The sequence below is a fragment of the Paenibacillus sp. R14(2021) genome, assembly GCF_019431355.1.
In the GTDB taxonomy this organism is placed as follows: domain Bacteria; phylum Bacillota; class Bacilli; order Paenibacillales; family Paenibacillaceae; genus Paenibacillus_Z.
Genome location: NZ_CP080269.1, coordinates 3,846,216 through 3,868,932, shown reverse-complemented (window position 1 = coordinate 3,868,932; position 22,717 = coordinate 3,846,216). Strand labels below are relative to the sequence as shown.

Sequence of the window (22,717 nt, the reverse complement as noted above, 5' to 3'; positions counted from 1 at the left end):
ATGGAATATCGTTCCAGTTAATCTTATGCTAGAATTGGGAGGTACGCTAACCACAAACCAGGGGTGACCTCCCATGTCTAACGCGCCCGTCAAGAAGCTTGACTTCCTCAACCTCGCGCCCTACGTACGCTTCATTCATGAATATCAGTCCGATCCCGGATCCGTACCTCCCGAGAAATACCGAATTCCTCCGCGGGTGATCTACGACCACGAACTTATTTTCCTGCTATCCGGCGCCTGCGTGCATCATGTGGGGGGCGTCCAATACGCCCAGAAATCGGGCGATCTTTTTTTTATGCGGCCGCATGTCGAGCACTTCTCCCAAGGCGTGAAGGGGGAGCCGCTTCATTATTTCGCGCTGCATTTCGACCTGACGTATATGGGCGAGCAGCTCGATTTCTCCGCGGATGAAGTGTATGCCAAAATCGATTACCAGCATCTCGATTTCGTCCCGGTAGAGGAAGAACTTTCCGAACGCCCGGTGGTGGAGCTCAGCGAGGTGCTGTTCCCGTTTCTCATCCGCCCGCGCAATTCGCTGCCCTACATACAGCTGTTCGGCGAAGCGCAGTCGGTGTTCTCGGAGAAGCCATTCGGCTATCACCTTCTGCTGCGCTCGCTGCTGCTGCGCATTTTGAGCCATATCGTCAGCGATGTCGTGACGAACGAAGGCGTCAGCAAAGACGCGGACCACCGCGCGGAGATTACGCAGGCGATCCAATATATGTACGAGCACTACGCGGAGGACATCGACTTCAGCACCTTCATGCACGCGGGCGAGCTGACGCCGAATTATTTTCGCAAGCTGTTCAAGGATGCCACGGGGAAAACCCCGCTTGAGCTGCTCACGTCGATCCGCCTGGAGAAAGCGAAGCTGCTCATTCAAGAAGGCAGGCACAGCATCAGCAAAATCAGCGCGATGGTCGGCTACCCGGACATCCATTATTTCAGCAAGCTGTTCAAGAAAGTCGAAGGCATATCGCCCAAATATTACGCGGAAACGATCTCCGGACCGAAAAAGGCGTGATTGTTAAAATGAACAAGCAATTCGTTGACTAGACCAAATACGGATCCCCTTCGCCCGTTTTACAATGGAACCAGAAGGGGGAAGAGATTATGGCAACGAAAGCGCAGGTTGGCGTCTATTACTTTCCGAACTATCATAAGGATGCGGTCAACGAGCGGAGGCACGGGGCCGGATGGACCGAATGGGAACTTGTGAAAGCGGCTACACCGAGATTCCCGGGGCATGAACAGCCCAAAGTGCCTTTATGGGGCTATGAGGACGAAGCCGACCCGCAAGTGATGGCCCGCAAAATCGACGCGGCGGCCGACCACGGCATCGACAGCTTCATCTTTGACTGGTATTGGTACGACGGCGCCCCGTTCCTGCACGGCGCATTGGAGTGCGGCTTCTTGGAAGCGCCGAACAATGGCAGGCTCAAATTCTCGCTCATGTGGGCGAACCACGATTGGATCGAAATCATGCCGGCCACGCGCCATAAGCCGTATCCGGTACTGTCCGAAGGCGCGCAGTCCGAAGCGCAGTTCATTCTAGCGACGAATTATATGATCGAACGGTATTTCTCGCATCCGTCGTATTGGCGGGTGGACGGGGGTTTATACTTCTCTTTCTACGAGCTGATGAAGCTGATCGAAGGGTTCGACGGCAGCATCGAGGAGACGGCGCGCATCCTGAATGATTTCCGCGTCCGCGTCCGCGCTGCGGGTCTTGGCGAGCTGCATCTGAACGCGGTCGTCTGGGGTATCGAGAATCTGCCCGGCGAACGCAGGATTGAAGACGTGAACAATCTGCTGGATCAATTGGGCTTCGACAGCATCACGTCGTACGTCTGGATTCACCACGATTACCTGCCCGATTTTCCGGCGACGGACTACGCGAAGTATCGGGACATCGCCGTACGGAATTTCGCCAAATTCACGAACGAGTACAAGCTGCCTTACTTTCCGAACGTATCGATGGGGTGGGATTCGAGTCCGCGCACGATCCAGTCGGACGTTTTCGACGAGCTCGGTTACCCGCACACGCCGGTGCTGACCGGCAATACCCCGGAGCAGTTCCGAATCGCCCTGCAGCAGGCGAGCGATTTCTTCGCGAGCAGCGGCGCGGCTGCGCCGATTCTTACGATCAATTCCTGGAACGAATGGACGGAAGGCAGCTATATCGAACCGGACACCGTCTATGGCATGCAGTATCTTCAAGCGATCGCCGGCGTGTTCGGCAGCAAATAAAGATAGTCACGGGGCTCGCCCAAAAGTGAAACACTTTTGGGCGGGCCTTTTCTGTTATACAGCGATTCGAATTAGAAAAGTTGCAGTGAACAGTCCATCCTTCTGGTAAAATGGACCTGCTCTAACGTTTTCAGCATTTTTTCAGTTCACGTTCATTATACATTCATATTCCTCCGCTATGCTGGAGTTATAATAACCAGAAAGGATGATTGGACGGCTATGAACAACAAATCGCAAATGAAGGTCTGGATCGCAGCTCTAGCGGCACTAGTAATTGCGGCCGTGCTGGTTATCGACCATTACGCCGACACGCCCGGGCGCGGAGGACCTCCGGCCGGAGGGCCGAATGGCGCCGGGTTCACGCAGGATGCGGGCGGCAGCCCGCCAAGCGGCAGCGCCGCGCAGCAGGGTGAAGGCCGGGGACCGGGCGGAGACGGCTTCGGTGCAGGCCGTGGTCCCGGGGGCGGCCGGCCGCCGATGGGCGAAGGCGGCCTGGGCGAGCTGTTCACCACGCTCGGCACGATCGCGCTCTATACGGGAGCGGCCGGCTTCTCGTGGTTCTGGTTCAAGAAGAAGCTGAAATCGCCGTCCATGCTGATTCGCAGGGCGGCCAAGCTGTGTTACGGCCTGCATAAGCTCCTTGGCTGGGCGACGCTGCTCATCATAGCCGTACACGGCGGCTATTTCCTCGTCACCAAGATCCATGACGACAAGATTCTGACCGGAGTCGGAAGCTTCGTCATGCTGCTGGCCATTGCAGGATACGGTTTCTTCATTACCCGGATCCGCGTTAAAGCGATGCGCCTTGTTCACCGCACGCTGAGCATCTTATGGGTGCCTGTCCTGCTTGTGCATGCGGGCGGCTCGGTTCTTATCGCGGTTGCGGCAAGCGCGGCCGTCGGCGCACTGGTATGGTTCGTCGACAGGGCGGCCGCGCCGTCTGCGGTGTCTGCCGAAGCGCAGCGCGAATAGCATGAACGGCAACAGCTCCCGCCCATCGGCAGGGGCTGTTGTTCATTCGTTTGTTTATCCGTCCGCGGCGGACGTGACGAGGCTCGAGCCCACCCTTGCTCCCTCGGCCGGAGGATTAGGAAGTCTGCGCTGCCGAAGCGGCCGCATCTTTCGAAACGGCGCCGGAATGGGTTAGAATAAAGAAAAACGGGCGCGAAAGCCCGCCTAACGGGAGCGGGGAACCCATGAAACGAATTACGATACTCATCGCGGACGACGAAACGGAAATCGCGGACTTGATCGCGCTGCATCTAACGAAGGAAGGCTATCACTGCATCAAGGCGGCCACGGGACATGAGGCGGTGCAGGCGGTTCACGCCCATACAATCGACCTGGCTATTCTCGATATCATGATGCCCGGCATGGACGGCTACGAGGTAACCCGGCAGATTCGGGAGCAGCATGCCATGCCGATTATTTTCCTCAGCGCCAAGACGAGCGATATGGATAAGATAACGGGCCTCGTCATGGGCGCCGACGACTATATGACCAAGCCGTTCAACCCCATGGAGCTTGTCGCCCGCGTCAACGCTCAGCTGCGGCGGTCGCTGCAATTCAATCAGCCGGCTGCCGGAAGCACGCCGGTTCTGGAGCTGAACGGGCTTGTCATCGATCCCGATCAGCGCGCGGTTACGCAGTATGGGCGGCATGTGGAGCTGACACCGAAGGAATTTGATATCTTGTACCTGCTGGCCAGCCATCCGAAGAAGGTATTCGGCGCGGAGCTTCTGTTTGAGCGCGTGTGGGGCGAGGCTTACTTCGAGGGCGGGAATACCGTCATGGTACATATTCGCACGCTGCGCAAGAAGCTGGGCGACGACAAGAACAAGTGGATTAAGACGATCTGGGGCGTGGGGTACACGTTCAATGGCTAATCCCTTGTACGGCTTTCGATCCAAAATGATTCTGCTGCTTGGTCTCAGCATGCTGCTCGCCGCGCTGGTCATCTATGCGACTTCCCGGGCGGCTATTTCCTATTATCTCTCGCAAACGAGATTTGCCGGCGACGCGCTGGTGAAGATGCGTGAAATCATCAGCATAATCGGCGATTTCAATTCGGCGCTGATCGCCTTCATACCGCTCTCGATTTTCTTCTTCTTCCTCCTGACGAAGCCGTACGCCTCGTATTTCAAGGAAATCTCGCGGGGGCTGCACCGGCTGGCCGGCGGTGATTTCAGCACGCGCATTCGTATTAAGTCGCAGGACGAATTCGGGCGCATCGCGGATGATCTCAACCTCGCGGGCGAGAACCTGCAGAAGGCGATGGAGCGGGGCGATTTCGCCGAGAGCAGCAAGCATCAGCTCGTACTGAATCTGGCGCATGACCTGCGTACGCCGCTTACGTCGGTGCTGGGGTATTTGGACTTTATCCTGCGCGACGAGAGCTTGTCCAAGGAGCAGGCGCTTCACTACACGCGGGTGGCGTTCACCAAATCCCGCAGGCTTGAGCGGCTGATTGACGAGCTGTTCGAGGTCACGCGGATGAATTACGGCATGGCGCCGCTCCATCGAGAAGCGCTTGACCTCAGCGAGCTGCTTGCCCAGCTGCAGGAAGAGCTGTATCCCGCGCTGGAGAATAACGAGCTGACGGTGCGTGCCGATATCGCGCCGCAGGTGCAGCTGGACGGCGACGGGGAGCTGCTTGCCCGCGTCTTCGAGAACCTGCTGACTAATGCGGTCCGGTACGGCAAGGACGGCCAATATATCGATATTCACTGCCGCGCCGAGCAGGACGAGGCGGTCGTGCAGGTGGTCAACTACGGGGATTCCATTCCCCCGGAGCAGCTGCCGCATCTGTTCGAAATGTTCTACACCGGTGACCAGGCGCGGTCGCATGCGGATGGAGGCACGGGACTTGGCCTCTTCATCGTCAAAAATATCGTTGAGCAGCATGGCGGTACCATCTCGGCCCAGAGCAGCGTCGTACGGACAAGCTTTGAGGTGCGCCTGCCGCTGCGCGGCGGGGGAATTTAAGAAAAAGTTTAGGATTGCCTCGGTTCTTTTTTAAGCCTCCGCCCTATTCTAGGGGAAAGAAAACGGAGGCAGGAGGAACAGAGGCGTATGATGATAAGACTGGCAGGGCTTATGCTGCTCATGATGATCGGCATGGAAGCCGGTCCGCAGCTAAAGGAAGCGTTCAGCCGCGGCGGTGTCGCCCATGCCGCGGACATTCCGATGCATGAAGTACAGATTGATGCTGATGAAGTCTATCGGGGTGAGCTGCTGCTGATCGATAACGCGCATCCCGTGCATGAAGCGGGTACTAGGAAAGACATCGTCAATTTATACATACACCAAGAGCTGGTGAACGGCTATGGCCTTCGGGATACGACGATCAGCTTGTCCAAGCTGGTGACAGAGCGGTGGCAGGCGATGGTCAGGGCAGCCAAGACGGACGGCGTCAGGCATTTTGTCGTGAACAGCGGTTACCGGAACGAAGCGGAGCAGAGGCAGCTCTACGAGTCGAAGGGGCCGGACGATGCACTTCCGCCGGGCTTCAGCGAGCATAATCTCGGGCTGTCGATGGACATCGGGTCCGCCAAGGCGGAGATGAGCCGGGCTCCTGAAGGCAGCTGGCTGAGCAAGAACGCGTGGAAATACGGCTTTATCCTGCGATATCCTAAGGATAAGACGGCCGTTACGGGCATTCAGTTCGAACCCTGGCATTTTCGTTATGTAGGCCTGCCGCACAGCGTAATTATGCATGAGAATGATTGGACGCTGGAGGAGTACTTGGATGAATTGAAGCGCGCGAAGTCCATGGCGGCGCATGTAGAAGGTACCACTTACCGAATTTCCTATTATCCAGTATCCGCGCCGCAAGCCGATATCGATGTACCGGTCGAAGGCACGTATACCGTTTCTGGCGATAACAAGGGCGGCATCATCGTGACGGTTCGCATGTATGGTTAATGCAGCGCATTCGGCGCATGAAGGGAATGAAGCGCGACGCAGCGAAATAGGATGCAGTAACCCGATTACAGGAGGCGACATCCGATTGATCAAAGCCATCGTATTCGATTTTGACGGCACGATCTTCGATACCGAGGGACCGGAGTTCAAGTCGTATCAAGAGATTTTCGCGGAGCATGGGCATGAGCTGGATTTGAATATCTGGTCGCAGGGGGTAGGCACGGTCGACGGCTTCCATCCGTTCGATCATCTGGAGGCTTGCACGGGACAAGCCGTCAATCGGGACGCGCTGCGCGTGCTGCAGAAGGAGAAATACGGGCGCTTTATCGCGGAAGAGACGATTCTGCCCGGCGTGGAGGAGTATTTGAAAGCGGCGAAGGAGCTGGGGCTGCATGTCGGTCTAGCATCGAGCTCGTCTAGAGCATGGGTGACGAAGCATCTTGACCAGCTGAACGTGGCGCATTATTTTGACGTCGTACGGGTGCGCGACGATGTTCGCAAGGCGAAGCCGGACCCGGAGCTTTACCGGCAGGTCATTGATCATTTCGGCATTTCGCCGCAGGAGGCGATTGCCTTCGAGGACTCGCCGAACGGCGCATTGGCCGCCAAGGCGGCCGGTCTCTACTGCGTGACCGTGCCGAACGGCGTAACGCGCGGACTACCATTCTGCGACATCGATATACGGCTGCAGACCATGAGCGATATGAAGCTGGATGCCTTGATTCAGCAGCTTCTGGAGCGGTCAAGCCAGTAGCAGCAACGCCTCCATTTCCGCTTTGCCATGCGTTGATGGAGGCGTTGTTTTTGTTGATTGCGTGCGAAGCTTAGGATGCCGAGACAGGCTCCGCGTATAGCTTGCGGAACTTTAGGTAAGAGGCAATCCGCCAAGGCACCGCGTAGCCGACGGCCAGAATAACGAACAGCGCCGCTTCCGTCTCCGGTCCGACGAAGGCCAAGTAATCGCGCAGCAGAAACCGGACGATGAATACGGCCAGAAACGAAACGATAAAGCTCTTATTACGCACCGCGTAGATCAGCCCGTCATCCCGCCGCTCGTAATTAGTCGTCCAGATGAGCGGAATCGACAGCACGGCGCCGGCTGCGAACGCGGCAACAAATTCCCAAGCTGCGGCATCCACCTTGGGTTCCATTAAGACAGGTACGCACAGGATGGCCACAATAACAGCCGGCAGCAGCAGACGGAGGCCCTTCCCTTTGATTGGGCGGGACATGGCTCTTCTTCTGCGCCACAAGATCAAAGCCCCGATCAGAACAACATAAATAATTAACGAAGATCCTTCCATGCGGCCTTTGTCCACCCTCTCGCTTTGAATAGTTCAATTATATGGAATAATGTTTGGCTTGAATAGAACAACGCGCTAAACGGCTTAGGCGCGCCGGGCTAGTTCGGATTAGCCGCTCAAGATAAAAGGTCTTTCCCCGGCAGGAGAGAAGCTTATTTCAGCTGGATTCCGTGTAAGCCTCTTGCGAAGCCACTACACCTTCTTCAGCAGTAAGTAGACGAAATACGGTGCGCCGATCAAAGCGACCACAATGCCCGCAGGCAGCCCGCCCGGATCCGCCACTTGGCGGCCGATCGTATCCGCGGCCACGAGCAGCCATCCGCCGATCAGTAACGCGACGGGGATGAACAGCTGGTTGCGCGGCCCCACGAGTGACTTGGCGATATGCGGCGCCATGAGGCCGACGAACGCGATGCCGCCCGTGACAGAGACGGCGGATGCCGCCAGCGCAACGGCTGCAAGCAGGAGTACAAGGCGCTCCTTCGTAAGGGAGACGCCGAGGCCGATCGCGACCTGCTCGTTCAGCGTAAGCAGGTTCAGCCGGTTCGCTTTGTACAGGGTGAACGGAATGAGAACGGCCAGCCAAGGCACGATCGACCAGATAAAGGGCCAATCGGTTCCCCACACGCTACCGGCCAGCCATTTGGAAATAAAATCGACCTTCTCCCGTTCAGCCGAGGAGATCAGCACGATCATAATGCCGGAGAGCGCCATGGAGAAGCCGACGCCGGTAAGGACGAGGCGAACGGGCTGCAGGCCCGCGTGCCGTTTGTACGAGAACAGATAGATGAGCAGCGAGGTCGACAGCGCTCCGCCGAAGGCAACCGCGGGCAGCATGTACACGAAGCTGCCCGCGTCGATCGGCATGAACAGGAAGAACACGGCGACGCCCACGCCGGCGCCTGAATTGATGCCGATAATGCCCGGATCGGCTAAGTCATTGCGCGTGACGCCCTGCAGGATGGAGCCCGACAGCGCGAGCGCCATGCCAGCCAGCAGCGTAATGAGAATGCGCGGCAGGCGAATGGAGATCAGGACGAACTCTTCCTTGAACGTACCGTGGCCAAGAATGGTCGGGAGCAGTCGGCTGTAAGGGAGCTTGGAATAGCCTATACCCATACTGACTACCACGGTCGAGGCGATCAGCGCGAGCAGCACAAGCACGATGACGCGCTGTTTGCGAATGATAGCGGGATGAATCATGTGAACGTCCGGCCTCCTTTACGCATGACCAGGAGGAAGAACGGAAGCCCCATCAGAGCGACGATGGCGGCGACGGGCGTCTCATACGGCGCATTGATCGTTCTGCCGATCGTGTCGGCGAGCAGCATGAACGTTGCACCTGTAATGGCGGACATCGGAATGGAGTATCGATAATCCGTGCCTACCATGGACCGCACGATATGCGGAATCATGAGGCCGAGGAACGTCATGTTGCCGACAAGCGCAACGGACGCGCCGGCCAGCAGGACGGTAACGAGAAACAGAATAAGCTTTACGGCGGCCGTCTTCTGGCCGAGGCCGACAGCGATATCCTCGCTTAGGCTGAGAATGGTCAACTGCCGGGACAAGAGCATGGCAATTAGAATGCCGAGCGTAATGAACGGCACGATGACCTGCAGCTGTCCCCAGGACGTGCCGATAATGCCCCCGGCCGTCCACATGGAGACATCCTTGGATACTTTGAACATCAGCCCGATCCCGTCCGCGGCGGCGTACAGGAATGCCGATACGGCAGCGCCCGCCAGCACGATGCGCAGCGGCGAGAAGCCGCCTTTCTTGATGGCGCCGATTCCCATGACAAGCGCCGAGCCGACGGCAGCGCCGATGAAGCAGGCGATCATGATGGTGAAGTAATTCGCCGAAGGCACCAGTGCGATAGTAAAAGCCAGTGCTGCGTTAGCACCGGCCGTAAGTCCCAGCAGGCCGGGGTCGGCCAGCGGGTTGCGGGTCATCCCCTGCATGATGGAGCCGGAGACGGCAAGCGCCGCGCCGACGAAGATCGCCGCGACCTCCCGCGGCAGCCGGATTTCGCGAAGGAGGGAGAGATTCTCCCCCGCCTCGCGAGTCGTAAGCGCAAGCCATACATCCTTTGCCGATGTGTCGGCAGCCCCGAGCATCATCGCGACGGCGAACATCGCGAGGAAGACAAGAAACCCGGCCGACAATTTGTAGACAAAAGGGAAGGGGCGCGAAGAACGGTCGCCTGCCATCGCCTTATTGTCCTAGGAAGTGCTGCTTAAAGAATTCAAGCTGGAAGTCGAGCGTAATCGGGTCATTGAAGTAGAACTCTTTGGCGTTGGCTTCAAAGACATGGTTGTTTTTGACGGCAGGAATGTTCTTGTACGTATCCGTGTTGAGGAACGAATTGTCGGCGTCGCCGTTCTTGCTCAGAATGACGTAGTCGCCTGCGAATTGCGGCAGTACTTCAAGGGAAAGAGCATAGTAGCCTTCCTTCAGCGCCATATCCGTTACTTTTTGCGGCATGTTCAGCTTCATTTCCTGGTACAGAATTTCCGTTCCGCGGCCCCAGTTGCTGCCGAATACGTACAGATGCTTGTCGAAGTTCTCGATAACGGACACCGTTGCGTTCTCGCCGATCTTGGCTTTGATTTCTTTGCCGGCTTCATCTGCGCGTTTCTTGAAGTCGTCGATCCATGCTTGCGCTTCTGTCTCTTTGTTCAGCAGCTTCGCGATTTCGAGATGCTGCGTCAGGTAATCCACTTTGCCGTAGGTGTAGACAACCGTCGGCGCGATTTTTTTGAGTTTATCGAGGTTCTTGACGTTGTCTAGGCCAATGATGAGATCGGGGTTCAGCTCGATGATTTTCTCAACGCTCTCATCCGAAATTTCCTGCACGTCTTTCAGCTTGCTTTGGTAGCGGGGGTTCATTTTGGACCAAGAATCCACGCCGACGATATTGACGCCAAGCGCCATAACGTTGCCGGCAAAGGAAGACAGCACCACGACGCGCTGCGGGTTAGCAGGCACTTCGATCGGGCCGCTCTCGGATTGGTAGGTGACCGTGCCGGATGTATCGGTATTATCTGCTGCTGCGCTGCCGCCGGTTTGCTCGGTATTGGCTGCGGCATTGGTGTTCTTGCCGTTGTTTGCTGCATCGCTGCTCGTTTTGTTGCTCGAAGCGTTGCCGCATGCGCTCAAAGTAAGGATGAGTGCAATCAGCGCTGGAAATAATGTTTTTTTCATCATTCGAAAATACCCCTTTACCCTCAAAAATGATTGATTTGCATTGGATACTTGCTGCGGGTTCAGTTCCATTTATCGTGTACGGATCAAGCTTCGCAACGGTGCAATCTGCAGAATTGCGCCTCGGCAAAAGCCATCTATGTATCCGCATGAAATAAAACGTGAACTGCAGTCAGACATTCACCATAACTGATAATGATTATCAATATCGACATGTACAAAGATAAAGTCATTGAGAATGAATGTCAACTACTTCTTGAAAAAAATTGGATAGCTGTGTATATTAATTTTATTGATAATGATAATCATTTACGTTTACAATATAAGGAGCGGTTGCCATGCATGCATCGGACGTTTATGAATTGACGATTATTGGAGGCGGTCCGGCAGGGCTGTATTCGGCCTTCTACAGCGGGCTTAGGGAAATGAAGACGAAGATTATCGAGTTTCAGCCGCAGCTCGGCGGCAAAGTGCACGCATATCCGGAGAAAATGATCTGGGACATCGGCGGGCTGACGCCGCTTCCCGGGGAGAAGCTGATCGGGCAGCTGGTGGAGCAGGGCCTTACGTTCGGGCCTGAAGTCGTGCTGAACACGAAGGTGGAGTCAATCGGGCGGAACGAAGAGGGAATCTTCGAGCTGCGGACATCCGCCGGCGACATCCATTACTCTCAGACGGTCATCATTGCCGTCGGCAGCGGCATTATTAAACCGACCAAGCTTGATATTGAAGGGGCGGAGCGCTATGAGGTCGGCAACCTGCACTATACGGTGAAGTCGCTCAAGCAGTTCAAAGGTAAGACGGTCGTCGTATCCGGCGGGGGCAATTCTGCCGTCGATTGGGCGAATGAGCTGGAGGCGGTCGCGAAGAAGGTCATCGTTATCTACCGGAAGGACGCTTTGTCCGGTCATGAGGCGCAGGTTCAGCAGCTGTTGAACAGCTCGGCTTCATGCGTCTTCCATACGACCATTACTAAGCTGGTCGCGGGTGCCGACCACGAGAAAATCGAATACGTCGAATTGAAGAACCATCAGACGGGCGAGATTTGGAATCTGTATGCCAATGAAATCGTCATCAATCACGGCTATGAACGGGATTCCGCGCTGCTGCAAGCCTCTGAATTAAAGATCGACATGCTGGAGGATTTCTATGTTTCCGGCAGCCCGAACAGCGCGTCTTCGGTGCCGGGCCTTTATGCCGCCGGCGATATTCTAATGCATGACGGCAAGCTGCATTTGATTGCAGGCGCATTCCAGGATGCGGCCAACGCGGTCAATCAAGCGAAGCTGTTCATTCAGCCGAGCGCGGAGAAGTACGGCATGGTCTCCTCCCATAATGATAGGTTCAAGGATCGGAACCGCGAGCTGGTCAAACAAATGATGAAATCCGTCTGACACTAAAGAGCTGAGGGCGCATATTTTCTCAACGGCAATGAAATCGCATCGACCTGCGGCATAGCAAAGGGGAGCATGCCGATGTAGAACGAACGAATGAATAGGGGTACACGCAAGAAAGCCGAATTTCTCTTCGTCGAGAAATTCGGCTTTCTGTTTAGCTGCAGCAGCTTGAAGGCTGTCGTCAGCGGTTGACCCGAAGTCGCTGCGCGGCTTCGCGGGCGGAGGGCGCGTGCGTGATCGCGGAGATAACGGACACGCCGTCGGCACCTGCGGCAATGACGGCAGCTGCATTGTCCGGCGTAATGCCGCCAATGCCGACGAGAGGCGCCGTGATGCCTGCTGCGCGCAGCTCTAGGAGAAGGCGCGTATCCTGCGGCGCCTTGGCATCGTCCTTGGACCCCGTCGGGTAGATCGGCCCGATGCCGAGATAATCGGCGCCGTCCGCAATCGCCTGCCGGGCTTCCTCCACCGTATGGGCAGAGACACCGACGATGGCGGAGGGCCCGATCAATGCCCGAATGGCCGCGGCGGACTCGTCGTCCTGACCGACATGAATGCCGTCCGCACGAGCGGCGATCGCGAGATCGACGTCGTCATTGACGATGAACGGGATCGCATGTTCCTGGCAAACGGCCTGAAGCGTCTTGGCCAGCGCAAGCTTGGCGCCGCCGGTCAAGGCGCCGGCCCCTTTCTCGCGGAATTGGAAGCAGGTAACCCCGCCCTCGATGGCATCGCGAAGCAGCGCTGCGGGATCCTTCCCCGCGCAATTGACGCTGCCCATGATCAAGTACACCTGCATCGCCCTGCGGATGTCTTCAATTGGCTTACGGAGCAACCGGCTCCCCCCGCTTTCTGCGCTGATAAGCAAAATGGTTCGTGGGTCCGTGGCCGGCACCGATGCCGATCCCGTCCTCGATCGCCGCTTGAATGAAGCTCTTGGCGGTCTGCATCGCTTCCAGGGCCGGCTGCCCGCTTGCAAGCGAGGCGGTGAGCGCCGCGGAATAGGTGCAGCCCGTTCCGTGCGTATGCCGGGTTTCGATGCGCTTGCTCTCCATGTAGCTGAAGCGTTCGCCGTCATAGAGCAGATCGACCATCGGCTCATGCGCCGCGCCGTGTCCGCCTTTAATGACGGCATAACGCGTGCCCATGCTGACAAGCTTCCGCGCTGCTTCCTCGCGGTCTGTCATGCTGGTGATCGTCATGCCGGTCATGATTTCCGCTTCGGGAATATTAGGCGTCGTAATGAGAGCAAGCGGGAGCAGATGCGACAAGAGCGAGTCCACGGCTTCCCGAAGCAGCAGCGATGAGCCGCCCTTAGCGACCATGACGGGATCGATGACGAGGTTGCGCCAGCCGTATTGCTTCACTTTGTCTGCAACGGTGCGGATGATGTCGGCGCTGAACAGCATGCCGGTCTTAACCGCATCCGGCGTCAAGTCCGTGCCGATGGCGTCCAGCTGCGCCGCGACGGCGGCTGGCTCCATGGGATAGACGCCATGGACGCCAAGCGTATTCTGCGCGGTAACCGCAGTCAGGGCGGACATACCGTAGACGCCAAGCTCCTGGAAGGTCTTCAGGTCCGCTTGAATACCCGCGCCGCCGCCGCTGTCCGAGCCTGCGATCGTTAATGCTTTGTATACGTTCATTGTAATCATTCCTCCTGAAGGGCAGCGGTTACGCGAGCTGCCGGGTGACCGCCTTTTGCGCGAGCAGGTCAGGCGTGAGCAGTGCCAGTTGGTTCAAGAGCTCCACTTGGAAGCTGCCTGGTCCCCGGCCTTCCGTCGTCGCATAGGCAAGCTCTGCCGCAACGCCGTAGAACGCGAGTGCTTCCGTTATCGCCTCAAGCTGCGCGCTGCCGGCCACGGCCAGGAATGCGGCGATGACGGAGCTGAGCAGACAGCCCGTGCCCGTCACCTTGGTCAGAATCGGATGCCCGTTGCTCACGACGTTCGTCGTCTCGCCGTCGGTAATGATATCATCCTTCCCGGTGATGACGACGATGCAGCCCAGCTTCTTCGCTGCGCGTACGGCAAGGGACGTCACGTCGCCTTCGCCTTCGCCGGCGTCCACGCCCTTAATGGACCAGCGCTCGCCGGCGACATCGGCGACTTCCGCGACATTGCCCCGCAGGACGGTCAGTTTCACCTCCTGCAGAATCCGCTGCGCGGAGGCGCTCCGGTAAGGCGTGGCGCCCGAGCCTACGGGGTCGAAGACAACGGGTACGCCGCTCGCGTTGGCGGACTTGCCGGCGAGAATGATGGATTGGACGACGCTCTCGTCAAGCGTGCCCATGTTCAGCGATACGGCGCCGGAGATGCGGGCGACGTCCGCGACTTCCTCATGCGCATACGCCATGATCGGCGAAGCGCCAAGCGCGAGCAGGCCGTTCGCGGTAAAGTTGGTGACCACCCAGTTGGTGATATTGTGCACGAGCGGGTTTTGCGTTCTGACTTTTTCTAAATACGACATGATTCGTCCTCCTTAGGAATTAAAGATTTATATAAGCGTCTTCGGCCTTCACGGTCTCCGGCAGCAGCTTGTTGTCGATCAGCCATGTTCGCACGCGCGTCCATGATGCGGGATCCTGGCTGCCGAAAGGCTGATCCTTGTCGGTCATAAGCGGCAGCAGAATAGCGAGGCTCTTCGTCTCAATGTCGGCATCGAGCGGCGAGTTCTGATCTTCATGCGCCATCAGCGCATCCAGCGCTTCTTTGCCGTGCTGCTCTACGTACTGCTGCCCTTCGGCTGCGGCCGCCATGAACTTGGCGAACACGTCCTTCTTCGCTTTCAGGCCGTCGTCGCTTGCGACAAGTACAAGCTCGTAATAATCCGGCACGCCGTATTTGGCAGGGTCGAGCGATTGAACGGCATGGCCTTCCTTGTCAAGGATCAGCTGCTCGTGATTAATGAAGCCGCCGATTATGGCATCCGTCTTGCCGGTCGAAATCGCCGGAATGAGGTCATAGCCGACGTCAACCATTTTCACGCTGTCTGGGTCGCCGCCGTCCTGCTTGATCATCGTGCGCGCCATTGCCTCATAGAGCGGAATGGACGAGAAGCCGACGGTCTTGCCGGACAGATCCTTCGGCGAATGGACGCCGCTGTCCGCCGGAACCATCAGATGGTTGAGCGGATGACGAACGATCGCACCGACCGATTTCACGGGAATGTTCTCGCCGCGCGCCATAAGCACCTGCGGCTGGTAGCTGAGCGCGAGGTCGATTTTGCCTGCGGCGACAAGCTTCAAGGCATCATTGGTGTCGGCCGGCATTTGAATCTCGACGTCGAGCCCTTGTTTCTTGAAGTAGCCGTTAGCCTGCGCGGCATACAGGAAGCTGTGCACGGCGTTCGGGTACCAATCGAGCATAAGCGATACTTTCTGAAGCGGCTGGTCTGCGGCATTGCCCGCGTTCGGCGTGTTGGTCGTATCCGACGGCGCATTGCCGCTGGATGATGACCCGCAGCCGGCAAGTAAGAGCAGTGCTGCCGAGAGAAGTACGAGAATGGCGGATTTTTTACGTATCAATAAAGGTAGTGATTTCATCGGAGTCTCCTTTGTTTGGGAAGCATCTTTTTCTCTAGCAGTACGATAAGCAGAAACAAAACCATGCCGAGCGCGGACAGCAGGAACACCGAAGCAAACATCGCGTCTGTGTGGAGGCTGCTGGACATGCGGCGGCTGAAATAACCAAGCCCCTTGCTGCCGCCGAGCCATTCTCCGATCGTCGCGCCGACGACGCAGTAGACGATGGACAGCTTGAGCCCGGAGAAGAAAGCAGGCAGCGCGAGCGGCACATGCACCTTGCGGAAGATCGCCCAGCGGCTTGCGCCCATGGTGAGCAGCAGGTCCCTGTAACCGGCATCGCCCTTGCCGAGACCGTCGTACGTGCTGACGACGATCGGGAAGAACGCGGTTAGGAACACGACGGCGATTTTGCTCCAAATCGTGTAGCCGAACCACATAATGAAGATCGGCGAGAGCGCGATAAGCGGGATCGTCTGGCTGATGACGATGAACGGGTACAGCGCCTTGTTCAGTGTGCGGTACATATGCATGCCGACCGCAAGCAGCGTGCCGACGGCGACCGAGAGCAGGAAGCCGAGGGCGACTTCCGAGAGCGTAGCGAATAGATGCTGCCCGAACAGCAGGCCTGCATGCTCGCCGAGCGCCCGTGCGATGGAGGTCGGCGCGGGCAGGATGAAGAACGGCACGAGTCCGAGCCGAACGCAGCATTCCCAGGCGCCGAGCAGGACGAGCAGCAGCAGCAGGAACAGGCCGTATTGCTCGGTGAGCTTGCTAATCGGTCGTTTGTGCATATAAACGCTGCTCCAGCTCTTGCCTCATTCGAATGAAGGCAGGCTCGTAATTCATGCGGTACTCCCTCGGCCGCGGCAAGTCAACAGACAGCTCCTGCACCTTCGCTCCGCTGCCGGCGCCGGGCATCAAGTAAATCCGATCGCTCAGCAGGAGAGCCTCTTCCAGATCATGCGTAATAAACAGCACCGTCTTGTTGAGCCCGCCCCACAAGTCAAGCAGCCAGCGGTGCATCTCCCGTTTGGTCATGGCATCGAGCGCCCCGAAGGGCTCATCGAGCAGCATGAGCGGCTGTCCCGTCATGAGCGTGCGCAGGAAGGCGACCCGCTGCTTCATGCCGCCCGACAGCTCGCCCGGATAGGCGTTCTCGCAGCCGTCCAGGCCGAGCCGCGTCAGCAGCTGCCGCACCTCGGCGGCTCCGTCCGCGCGGGAGCGCTTAGTCCCGCCGCCCGCATGCTTCGAGGCAGCCAGCTCCAGCGGCAGCAAGCAGTTGCCCAGCACCGTTCGCCACGGCAGCAGCAGATCCTGCTGCGGCATGTATGCGACCTGCCCGAGCCGCTGCTCCGCTTGCTGCCCGTAGAGAAGGATCTCTCCGCTTACGGGGGCAAGCAGACCGGCGATCAGCTTGAAGAGCGTGCTTTTGCCCGAGCCGCTCGCGCCGATTACGGAGACGAACTCGCCTTCGCGTACCTCCATCGACAGCTCGGAGATCACGCGGGAGCTGTCCGCACGGCTGTGCTCGAACGCGAATGAAATATGTTGTAGTGACAGTATGGCAGTTATGCAATCATCTCCTTGAGCCCGCATAAAATCCAATCAAAAAAACCCGCCCCAAATCCGGAAAGGAAATGGGCGGGTCCCAGCGTGTATGCGCATGACGTACATGAGATCGGGCTTCACTCCACTTCCCTACGCTGGCATCACCCAGATCAGGTTCCAAGGGTCCGCGGTTCAGCGCCGCGTCTCAGTCATTAGACTCCCCTAGTGAATCAAACATTATTGGATTTCTTTCTACTATAGCACAGAGACGGCGGGAGTTAAAGACGCAGCCGAGGCGCCGGGAATCAGATCGGCGCCTCGGCGGGTTTCCCGTCATGCGCTTCGAATTCGATTATTGAATGCTTTCGAGCTCCAGCGTAATGGTTTCGATCATATGGACGAAGGAGGTCAGCTCTTGCGAGCTTGCGGCCTGATCGCGCGCCAGCATGGAAGTCCGCTCGGCATCCTGCATGACTTCGCCGATGACGCTCGTAATTTCCTGCAGCTTCGTTCGCACGGTCACGAGCGATTCCTTGGAGTGGGAGGCCAGCTTGCGGATTTCACTTGCAACGACGCCGAAGCCCCGTCCATGGTCTGCTGCATGAGCGGCTTCGATGGCCGCGTTAATGCCGAGCAGCTGGCTCTGATCGGAGATTTCTTGAAGAAGCGATCCGATGCTGTCGATTTCGCCGATTCTCGACTGCAGCTCGCGTACTTTGACATTGGCTTGATCCTGAATATCCGCCGTATGGCTTGCCGAATCGGCGACGGATTGGCTGCTGCTGCCGAGCTCCACGATCATGGAGGAGAGGTCTTGAACGATCTTGCTGATCGTCGTGAGCGTGTCCTGGCGCGCGTTTGCGAGCTCCTCGACCTTCTCCTTCTCATCCTTCTCGTAGGCTTCAAGCACCAGCTGGGAATCAAAGTTGAACAATTTGGACATCGCTAAGACGATATTCATCCATGAGTCCGGCACGGTGCGCTTCAGAATCTCGATGGTCGTATTCAAATAAATCATATAGGTGCCGAGATACCAGTCGGTTGTTAGACCGATCCGCGAATGGATGTGGCCGATCATGATGCGCCGTTCGATGAACGGTTCGTCGATGATGCCGGAGGTCAAGGACATGAAATACCAGCGCTGTGTTTCTTTGAGACGGTCGAGCGTGCTGTGCGCTTCTATGATGGCCCTAAGCTCGGGAATGGTCCAGACCTGATCATATAGACGGTCTACGACCTCGCTTGTGATCTGTGCGAACAGGTCCTTCTTGCTGTGCAGCAAAGCCAGCTCTTGTTCCGTAATACCGGTGTAGCTGAGCTGCTTCATGCGCTTCTCGTTTACTTGAATCATCGCTGAGAATCTCCCTTGTTGTGTGAGATAACAATTATTTAAGGAATTAAATTCGACAAAAGTTGCCAATTTCCTCTATAACCGGCGAAATATTAATAGGACTGTCGAAGTACTCGAAGGAGCTGCGGCCCGTCACAGTTTCTCCCTAATTGATGTGATTGCAATCACAACCGGACCCCCTTCTCGACTCGTATACTGTAGTCAAATCCAAGCACGAAGAAAGCGGGGAATTCAGAATGTTAAGCCAAGAAACCATCGCTATTATTAAATCCACCGTTCCTGTTATGGAAGTTCACGGCGTTGCCATTACGAAGCGTTTCTACGAAATGCTGTTCGAGAACCATCCGGAACTGCTCAATATATTCAATCATGCCAATCAAAAGCAAGGCAAACAGCAAACAGCGCTTGCGAATGCGGTCTACGCGGCTGCTGCCAATATTGACAAGCTGGAAACCATCATTCCTGTCGTAAAAGGGATTGCGAATAAGCATCGCAGTCTCGGCGTTAAGCCGGAGCATTATCCGATTGTCGGCCAAAATCTGCTGGCGGCGATTAAGGAAGTGCTTGGCGATGCGGCGACCGATGAAATCATCAGCGCATGGGCAGATGCTTACGGCGTAATCTCGGATGTCTTTATCGGCATCGAGAAGGACATGTACGAAGAAGCGAAAACACAAGAGGGCGGCTGGGAGGGCTTCCGAGCGTTCAAAGTCGAGCGCAAGGTTCAGGAAAGCGAAGTCATAACGTCATTCTATCTCGTGCCGGCGGACGGCGGGTCGATCGCGACATTCAAACCGGGCCAATATTTGAGCGTGAAGCTTCAAATTCCGGGCGAAGATTATACGCATATCCGTCAGTACAGCTTGTCCGGCACGCCAGGCCAGCCGTTCTACCGCGTGTCCATCAAGCGGGAAGCCGGCTTGGAAGATCGTCCGGACGGCCGTGTATCGGTTTACCTGCACGAGACGGTTCATGCAGGAGACGTGCTGTACATTTCTTCGCCTGCCGGTGATTTCACGCTCGATCAGGATGATACGCGTCCGGTCGTGCTCCTAAGCGGCGGCGTAGGTCTTACGCCGATGGTTAGCATGCTTCGTACGCTTGCGGATTCGAAACAGGACCGCCAAGTATCGTTCATCCACGCAGCCCAGCATGGCCGCATGCATGCGCTGAAGGAAGAAGTAGAGGAAATCGTGGAACAGCACCCGAACTACGCGGCTTACTGGATTTATAATAATCCGACAGATGAGGATCGCGAGGCGGAAGCCTTCCATAAAGAGGGCTATATCGACCTTCCGTGGCTGCAGGAAATTTTGCCGTCGAAGGATGCGAAATTTTACTTCTGCGGACCGCTGCCATTCATGCGCGCAGTGAATCGTGCGCTGAAGGAATGGGGCGTAGCTGCCGAAGATATTCACTTCGAGTTCTTCGGACCGGCCGGCGCATTGGATTAACAGGAAGTTAAAATAAACGGCTGGCGGCTACAGCCTCTCTCCGCGCGGGCGTCATTCATCTGAGCGCTTCGCGCGGAGCAGCCGGTTAACCGTCTCGCGGCGAAGGCCGATCAGCTGGCCGATCTCGTCCTGCGTCAGCACATCGGTCAATGCAGCGGGCTCGATATAATGGCGAAACCAGGCCTGCAGCTTCAGCAGCTTCTCGGCCGGCGTCACTTGGGTGAGCTGGTCGATGCGCTGCTGCATCATGCGCAGCTTATCCTGCAGCAGCAGGGCAATGTCCCGGCAGCGCACGGGGTCCTCCTCGAGCTGCCGATACCATTCCGGCGAGGAAATGACGTCGACCTCCGAAGATACCAGCGCGACGGCCGTTCCGAAATAAGCATTAGGGCTGATCAAGGAATGATGGGGAATCATCTCGTCCGGCGTAATAATATTGACGAGGAACGGCGTGCCGTCCGCGTGAATGCGAACGATCTTGAGCAGGCCGCTGCGCAGATGAAAGAGCGGTCCGGATTCTCCTTGACGAAATAAAATTTCACCTTTATTTAACAGCATGACAGATACTCCTTCGCAGATGAAACATGGCTGGATCCAGTATACCAAATTGCCCGTGTCAACCTCCAACCCGCTCGTTCGAAGCGGCGCGGGGGTTTTTTGGTTTAGTCATGCGGTCATGAACGCCATCAGTCGAAATCCGTCACGATACGGCTTTATTCGACAAAATCCGCTTACATAATTGACCATAAAACCAAATTGGGGTATGTTTCTAGTAAGATCGAACTATTATCGGAGGTGCTTCAAGCTATCATGTCAGTCGTTCAGCGGGTCAAGAAATCCAAATCATCAGTAGGCTATTTTCGCTCCTTAGCCTTCCGAATTTCACTCATTGCAGGGACCTGTTACTTGGTTCTATGCGTGTTGCTTACAACGATCTCCTATCAGGAGCAGAAGAAACAAGTCTTGGAAGAGCTGATGGGTCTGGAGAGCATGTTCCATTCGCCTCTGATGCTGGAGCTGGACGAGATCGACAAGTCGAAGACGGAGCTTAAGAAGAACCCCACGGCATATACCTCCGTCCCGGAGGTCATCCATGTTCAAGAAGAGATGGACCGCGCATCGGCTTCCGACCTGATCGAGAACGCGTATCTGTTCTATCCCGAGTGGATCAAGGATAAGGGAGAGCCGGCGCTGCTTAATTTATTGTCGAATTCCGAGCTCTACGCGGATGAGAAGCCTGCGGAGCCTTATGTGCCCCAGCCGGAGCTGCTGGCCGCGCTGGAGCAGGCGGAGAAGGAAGGCGTCGGACGTACGGTGGCCTACAAGGACGATTTCGGCAAATGGATCAGCGTTGTCAGCGCGATCAAGGATCGTAAAGGCGAATTGATTGCGTTCGCTGGCTTGGATTTCAGCTACGAGACCATTACCAAAACGTTAACTAAAGCATTAAACCGCAGTATCATTATTGGTTTTGCCGCGGCGCTTGCCGGCATTACGATTATTTTCTGGTCGACGCGGTTCTTCCTTCGTCCGCTAAGACGGATCAACGCGCTGGCAGAAGCGGCAGCGGACGGAGATCTCTCCGGCAAGGTTAACATCCGCTCGCGAGATGAGATCGGCCTGCTGGGCCAGTACTTCAACCATATGACCGGTAATTTGCGCACGCTCATTGAACATATCGCGGCTACATCCCGCCAAGTTTCGGCAGCCTCCGAGACGCTGCAAGCCGGCGCGCAAAACTCCGTGCATGCGCTGGCATCCATTACCGGTGCCATGGAGCAGCTGTCCGACCGTTCGGCGAAGCAGTACCAGGGGACGCAGGAAAGCAGCCGCGCCATGGAGGAAATGGCAATCGGTATCGGACGCGTTGCGGAATCGGCCGGGTATGCCTCGGATGCTTCGAGCGATGCCAGGCAGCGAGCTGGTGAAGGCAACGATCAGATGCAGGTCAATATGAACCAAATCACGGGCGTTATGAGCACGGTGAAGCAGACGGTCGAAGCCATCGAACGGCTGCGCGCCATGTCCGTGGAAATCGGCGAAGTGACGAATTTGATCGCGAACGTAACGAAGCAGACGAATCTTCTTGCGTTGAACGCTTCTATCGAGGCGGTAAGAGCAGGCGAGCACGGCAGGGGCTTCGCCGTCGTATCGGGCGAGATTCGTAATTTGGCTGAGCAGTCGAAGCTGTCGGCCGAGCGTATTGCCGAGCTCATCGAGCGCGTGCAGCACGAGACGCAGGCGGCCGTCGTCGCCATTGACCAAGGCTTAGGCGAGGTCTTCGCCATGAAGCAGGTGGCCGAGCAGACCGACGACACGTTCCAGCATCTGTCACAGACGGTGCAAAAGGTCGCGGATCAGATGATGGATGTCTATTCCGTCTCCGAGCAGATGTCGGCGAGCTCCGAGGAAGTTTCGGCTTCCATTGCGGAGCTCGCCGAGCTGTCCAGGCAAACGTCGGAGCTGGCCGGGGAAATTTCCACCGCCGCCGAAGGCCAGCAGGATGCCATGTCCAAAGTATCGCATACGGCGGACGAGCTGAGCTTGATGTCGAGCGAGCTGCAGCAGGCGGTAACGCGCTTCAAAGTATAGTGTGACGAAATAGAAAGTGCCTGCCCTTGCGGGGCGGGCACTTTCTATTAGGTTAAGGCAGGATGAACGAAATGCGTACACGACCGGTCGCGGCCAGCTGTGCGATGATCGGATGCTCCCCGTTTTCCTTCTAATCACTACGGAAAAGGTTTTATTATGCTTAT

General features: G+C 56.8%; 22 protein-coding genes and 1 riboswitch. Of the genes, 10 read left to right on the top strand and 12 right to left on the bottom strand.

Going from position 1 to position 22,717, the window contains the following annotated elements:
• Nucleotides 1–73: 73 nt before the first annotated feature.
• The 7 genes from KXU80_RS17980 to KXU80_RS17950 all read left to right on the top strand — a co-directional run bounded on the left by KXU80_RS17980 (nt 74) and on the right by KXU80_RS17950 (nt 6,928).
• The gene (locus KXU80_RS17980) at nt 74–1,024 is read left to right on the top strand and encodes an AraC family transcriptional regulator (RefSeq protein WP_219834588.1); all 951 of its coding nucleotides are present in this window, start codon (nt 74–76) and stop codon (nt 1,022–1,024) included.
• A gap of 89 nt (nt 1,025–1,113) precedes the next feature.
• The gene (locus KXU80_RS17975; protein ID WP_219834587.1) at nt 1,114–2,250 is read left to right on the top strand and encodes a glycosyltransferase WbsX family protein; all 1,137 of its coding nucleotides are present in this window, start codon (nt 1,114–1,116) and stop codon (nt 2,248–2,250) included.
• Between the two features lie 219 nt (nt 2,251–2,469).
• Nucleotides 2,470–3,222: a hypothetical protein gene (locus tag KXU80_RS17970; protein ID WP_219834586.1), complete on the top strand. Its 753-nt coding sequence runs from the start codon at nt 2,470–2,472 to the stop codon at nt 3,220–3,222.
• Between the two features lie 224 nt (nt 3,223–3,446).
• Nucleotides 3,447–4,136: a response regulator transcription factor gene (locus KXU80_RS17965; protein WP_219834585.1), complete on the top strand. Its 690-nt coding sequence runs from the start codon at nt 3,447–3,449 to the stop codon at nt 4,134–4,136.
• A complete protein-coding gene (locus tag KXU80_RS17960) occupies nt 4,129–5,235 on the top strand; it encodes a sensor histidine kinase (protein WP_219834584.1) in 1,107 nt (368 codons plus the stop codon). The genes KXU80_RS17965 and KXU80_RS17960 overlap by 8 nt, the downstream gene beginning before the upstream one ends.
• Before the next feature lie 87 nt (nt 5,236–5,322).
• Nucleotides 5,323–6,174, top strand: coding sequence for a M15 family metallopeptidase (locus tag KXU80_RS17955; protein ID WP_258171051.1), 852 nt, complete (start codon nt 5,323–5,325; stop codon nt 6,172–6,174).
• An 85-nt stretch (nt 6,175–6,259) separates the two neighbouring features.
• A complete protein-coding gene (locus tag KXU80_RS17950; RefSeq protein ID WP_219834583.1) occupies nt 6,260–6,928 on the top strand; it encodes an HAD family hydrolase in 669 nt (222 codons plus the stop codon).
• Nucleotides 6,929–6,998: 70 nt separating this feature from the next.
• On the opposite strand, the gene KXU80_RS17945 is transcribed toward KXU80_RS17950, so the two are convergent.
• The 4 genes from KXU80_RS17945 to KXU80_RS17930 form a co-directional block, all read right to left on the bottom strand.
• A complete protein-coding gene (locus KXU80_RS17945; RefSeq protein ID WP_219834582.1) occupies nt 6,999–7,478 on the bottom strand; it encodes a CcdC protein domain-containing protein in 480 nt (159 codons plus the stop codon).
• Nucleotides 7,479–7,670: 192 nt separating this feature from the next.
• Nucleotides 7,671–8,681 carry a FecCD family ABC transporter permease gene (locus KXU80_RS17940; protein ID WP_219834581.1) on the bottom strand — a complete coding sequence of 337 codons (1,011 nt, stop codon included), beginning with the start codon at nt 8,679–8,681 and terminating at the stop codon, nt 7,671–7,673.
• Entirely contained in the window at nt 8,678–9,691 is a 1,014-nt protein-coding gene (locus KXU80_RS17935) for a FecCD family ABC transporter permease (protein ID WP_219834580.1), read from the bottom strand. Before KXU80_RS17935 ends, KXU80_RS17940 begins: the two co-directional genes overlap by 4 nt.
• A gap of 4 nt (nt 9,692–9,695) precedes the next feature.
• Nucleotides 9,696–10,685: an iron-hydroxamate ABC transporter substrate-binding protein gene (locus KXU80_RS17930; protein ID WP_219839101.1), complete on the bottom strand. Its 990-nt coding sequence runs from the start codon at nt 10,683–10,685 to the stop codon at nt 9,696–9,698.
• A gap of 338 nt (nt 10,686–11,023) precedes the next feature.
• Here KXU80_RS17930 and KXU80_RS17925 point away from each other — a divergent pair, with 338 nt between their 5' ends.
• Complete coding sequence (locus KXU80_RS17925; RefSeq protein WP_219834579.1) at nt 11,024–12,079, top strand: NAD(P)/FAD-dependent oxidoreductase; 1,056 nt, start codon at nt 11,024–11,026, stop codon at nt 12,077–12,079.
• 184 nt (nt 12,080–12,263) lie between these two features.
• On the opposite strand, the gene thiE is transcribed toward KXU80_RS17925, so the two are convergent.
• From thiE to KXU80_RS17890, 7 genes are all read right to left on the bottom strand, one after another.
• Nucleotides 12,264–12,881 (bottom strand): thiamine phosphate synthase, encoded by a 618-nt coding sequence (gene thiE / locus KXU80_RS17920; protein ID WP_219839100.1) that lies wholly within the window; start codon nt 12,879–12,881, stop codon nt 12,264–12,266.
• A 25-nt stretch (nt 12,882–12,906) separates the two neighbouring features.
• The gene (gene thiD, locus KXU80_RS17915) at nt 12,907–13,728 is read right to left on the bottom strand and encodes a bifunctional hydroxymethylpyrimidine kinase/phosphomethylpyrimidine kinase (RefSeq protein WP_219834578.1); all 822 of its coding nucleotides are present in this window, start codon (nt 13,726–13,728) and stop codon (nt 12,907–12,909) included.
• A 28-nt stretch (nt 13,729–13,756) separates the two neighbouring features.
• Nucleotides 13,757–14,551: a hydroxyethylthiazole kinase gene (thiM, locus tag KXU80_RS17910; RefSeq protein ID WP_219834577.1), complete on the bottom strand. Its 795-nt coding sequence runs from the start codon at nt 14,549–14,551 to the stop codon at nt 13,757–13,759.
• Between the two features lie 19 nt (nt 14,552–14,570).
• Nucleotides 14,571–15,626 carry an ABC transporter substrate-binding protein gene (locus KXU80_RS17905; RefSeq protein ID WP_219834576.1) on the bottom strand — a complete coding sequence of 352 codons (1,056 nt, stop codon included), beginning with the start codon at nt 15,624–15,626 and terminating at the stop codon, nt 14,571–14,573.
• A complete protein-coding gene (locus tag KXU80_RS17900) occupies nt 15,623–16,399 on the bottom strand; it encodes an ABC transporter permease (protein WP_219834575.1) in 777 nt (258 codons plus the stop codon). The genes KXU80_RS17905 and KXU80_RS17900 overlap by 4 nt, the downstream gene beginning before the upstream one ends.
• The gene (locus tag KXU80_RS17895; RefSeq protein WP_219839099.1) at nt 16,380–17,204 is read right to left on the bottom strand and encodes an ABC transporter ATP-binding protein; all 825 of its coding nucleotides are present in this window, start codon (nt 17,202–17,204) and stop codon (nt 16,380–16,382) included. The genes KXU80_RS17900 and KXU80_RS17895 overlap by 20 nt, the downstream gene beginning before the upstream one ends.
• 82 nt (nt 17,205–17,286) lie before the next feature.
• Nucleotides 17,287–17,390: riboswitch (TPP riboswitch) on the bottom strand.
• A gap of 118 nt (nt 17,391–17,508) precedes the next feature.
• Nucleotides 17,509–18,507, bottom strand: coding sequence for a globin-coupled sensor protein (locus KXU80_RS17890; protein ID WP_219834574.1), 999 nt, complete (start codon nt 18,505–18,507; stop codon nt 17,509–17,511).
• A 236-nt stretch (nt 18,508–18,743) separates the two neighbouring features.
• Between KXU80_RS17890 and hmpA the strand changes: the two genes are divergently transcribed.
• Nucleotides 18,744–19,961: an NO-inducible flavohemoprotein gene (gene hmpA, locus KXU80_RS17885; RefSeq protein WP_219834573.1), complete on the top strand. Its 1,218-nt coding sequence runs from the start codon at nt 18,744–18,746 to the stop codon at nt 19,959–19,961.
• Between the two features lie 51 nt (nt 19,962–20,012).
• Here the strand turns inward: hmpA and KXU80_RS17880 are convergent, their stop codons facing one another.
• A complete protein-coding gene (locus tag KXU80_RS17880; RefSeq protein WP_219834572.1) occupies nt 20,013–20,519 on the bottom strand; it encodes a Crp/Fnr family transcriptional regulator in 507 nt (168 codons plus the stop codon).
• A 252-nt stretch (nt 20,520–20,771) separates the two neighbouring features.
• On the opposite strand from KXU80_RS17880, the gene KXU80_RS17875 reads away from it, so the two are divergent.
• Nucleotides 20,772–22,553, top strand: coding sequence for a methyl-accepting chemotaxis protein (locus KXU80_RS17875; protein ID WP_219834571.1), 1,782 nt, complete (start codon nt 20,772–20,774; stop codon nt 22,551–22,553).
• Nucleotides 22,554–22,717: the final 164 nt, after the last annotated feature.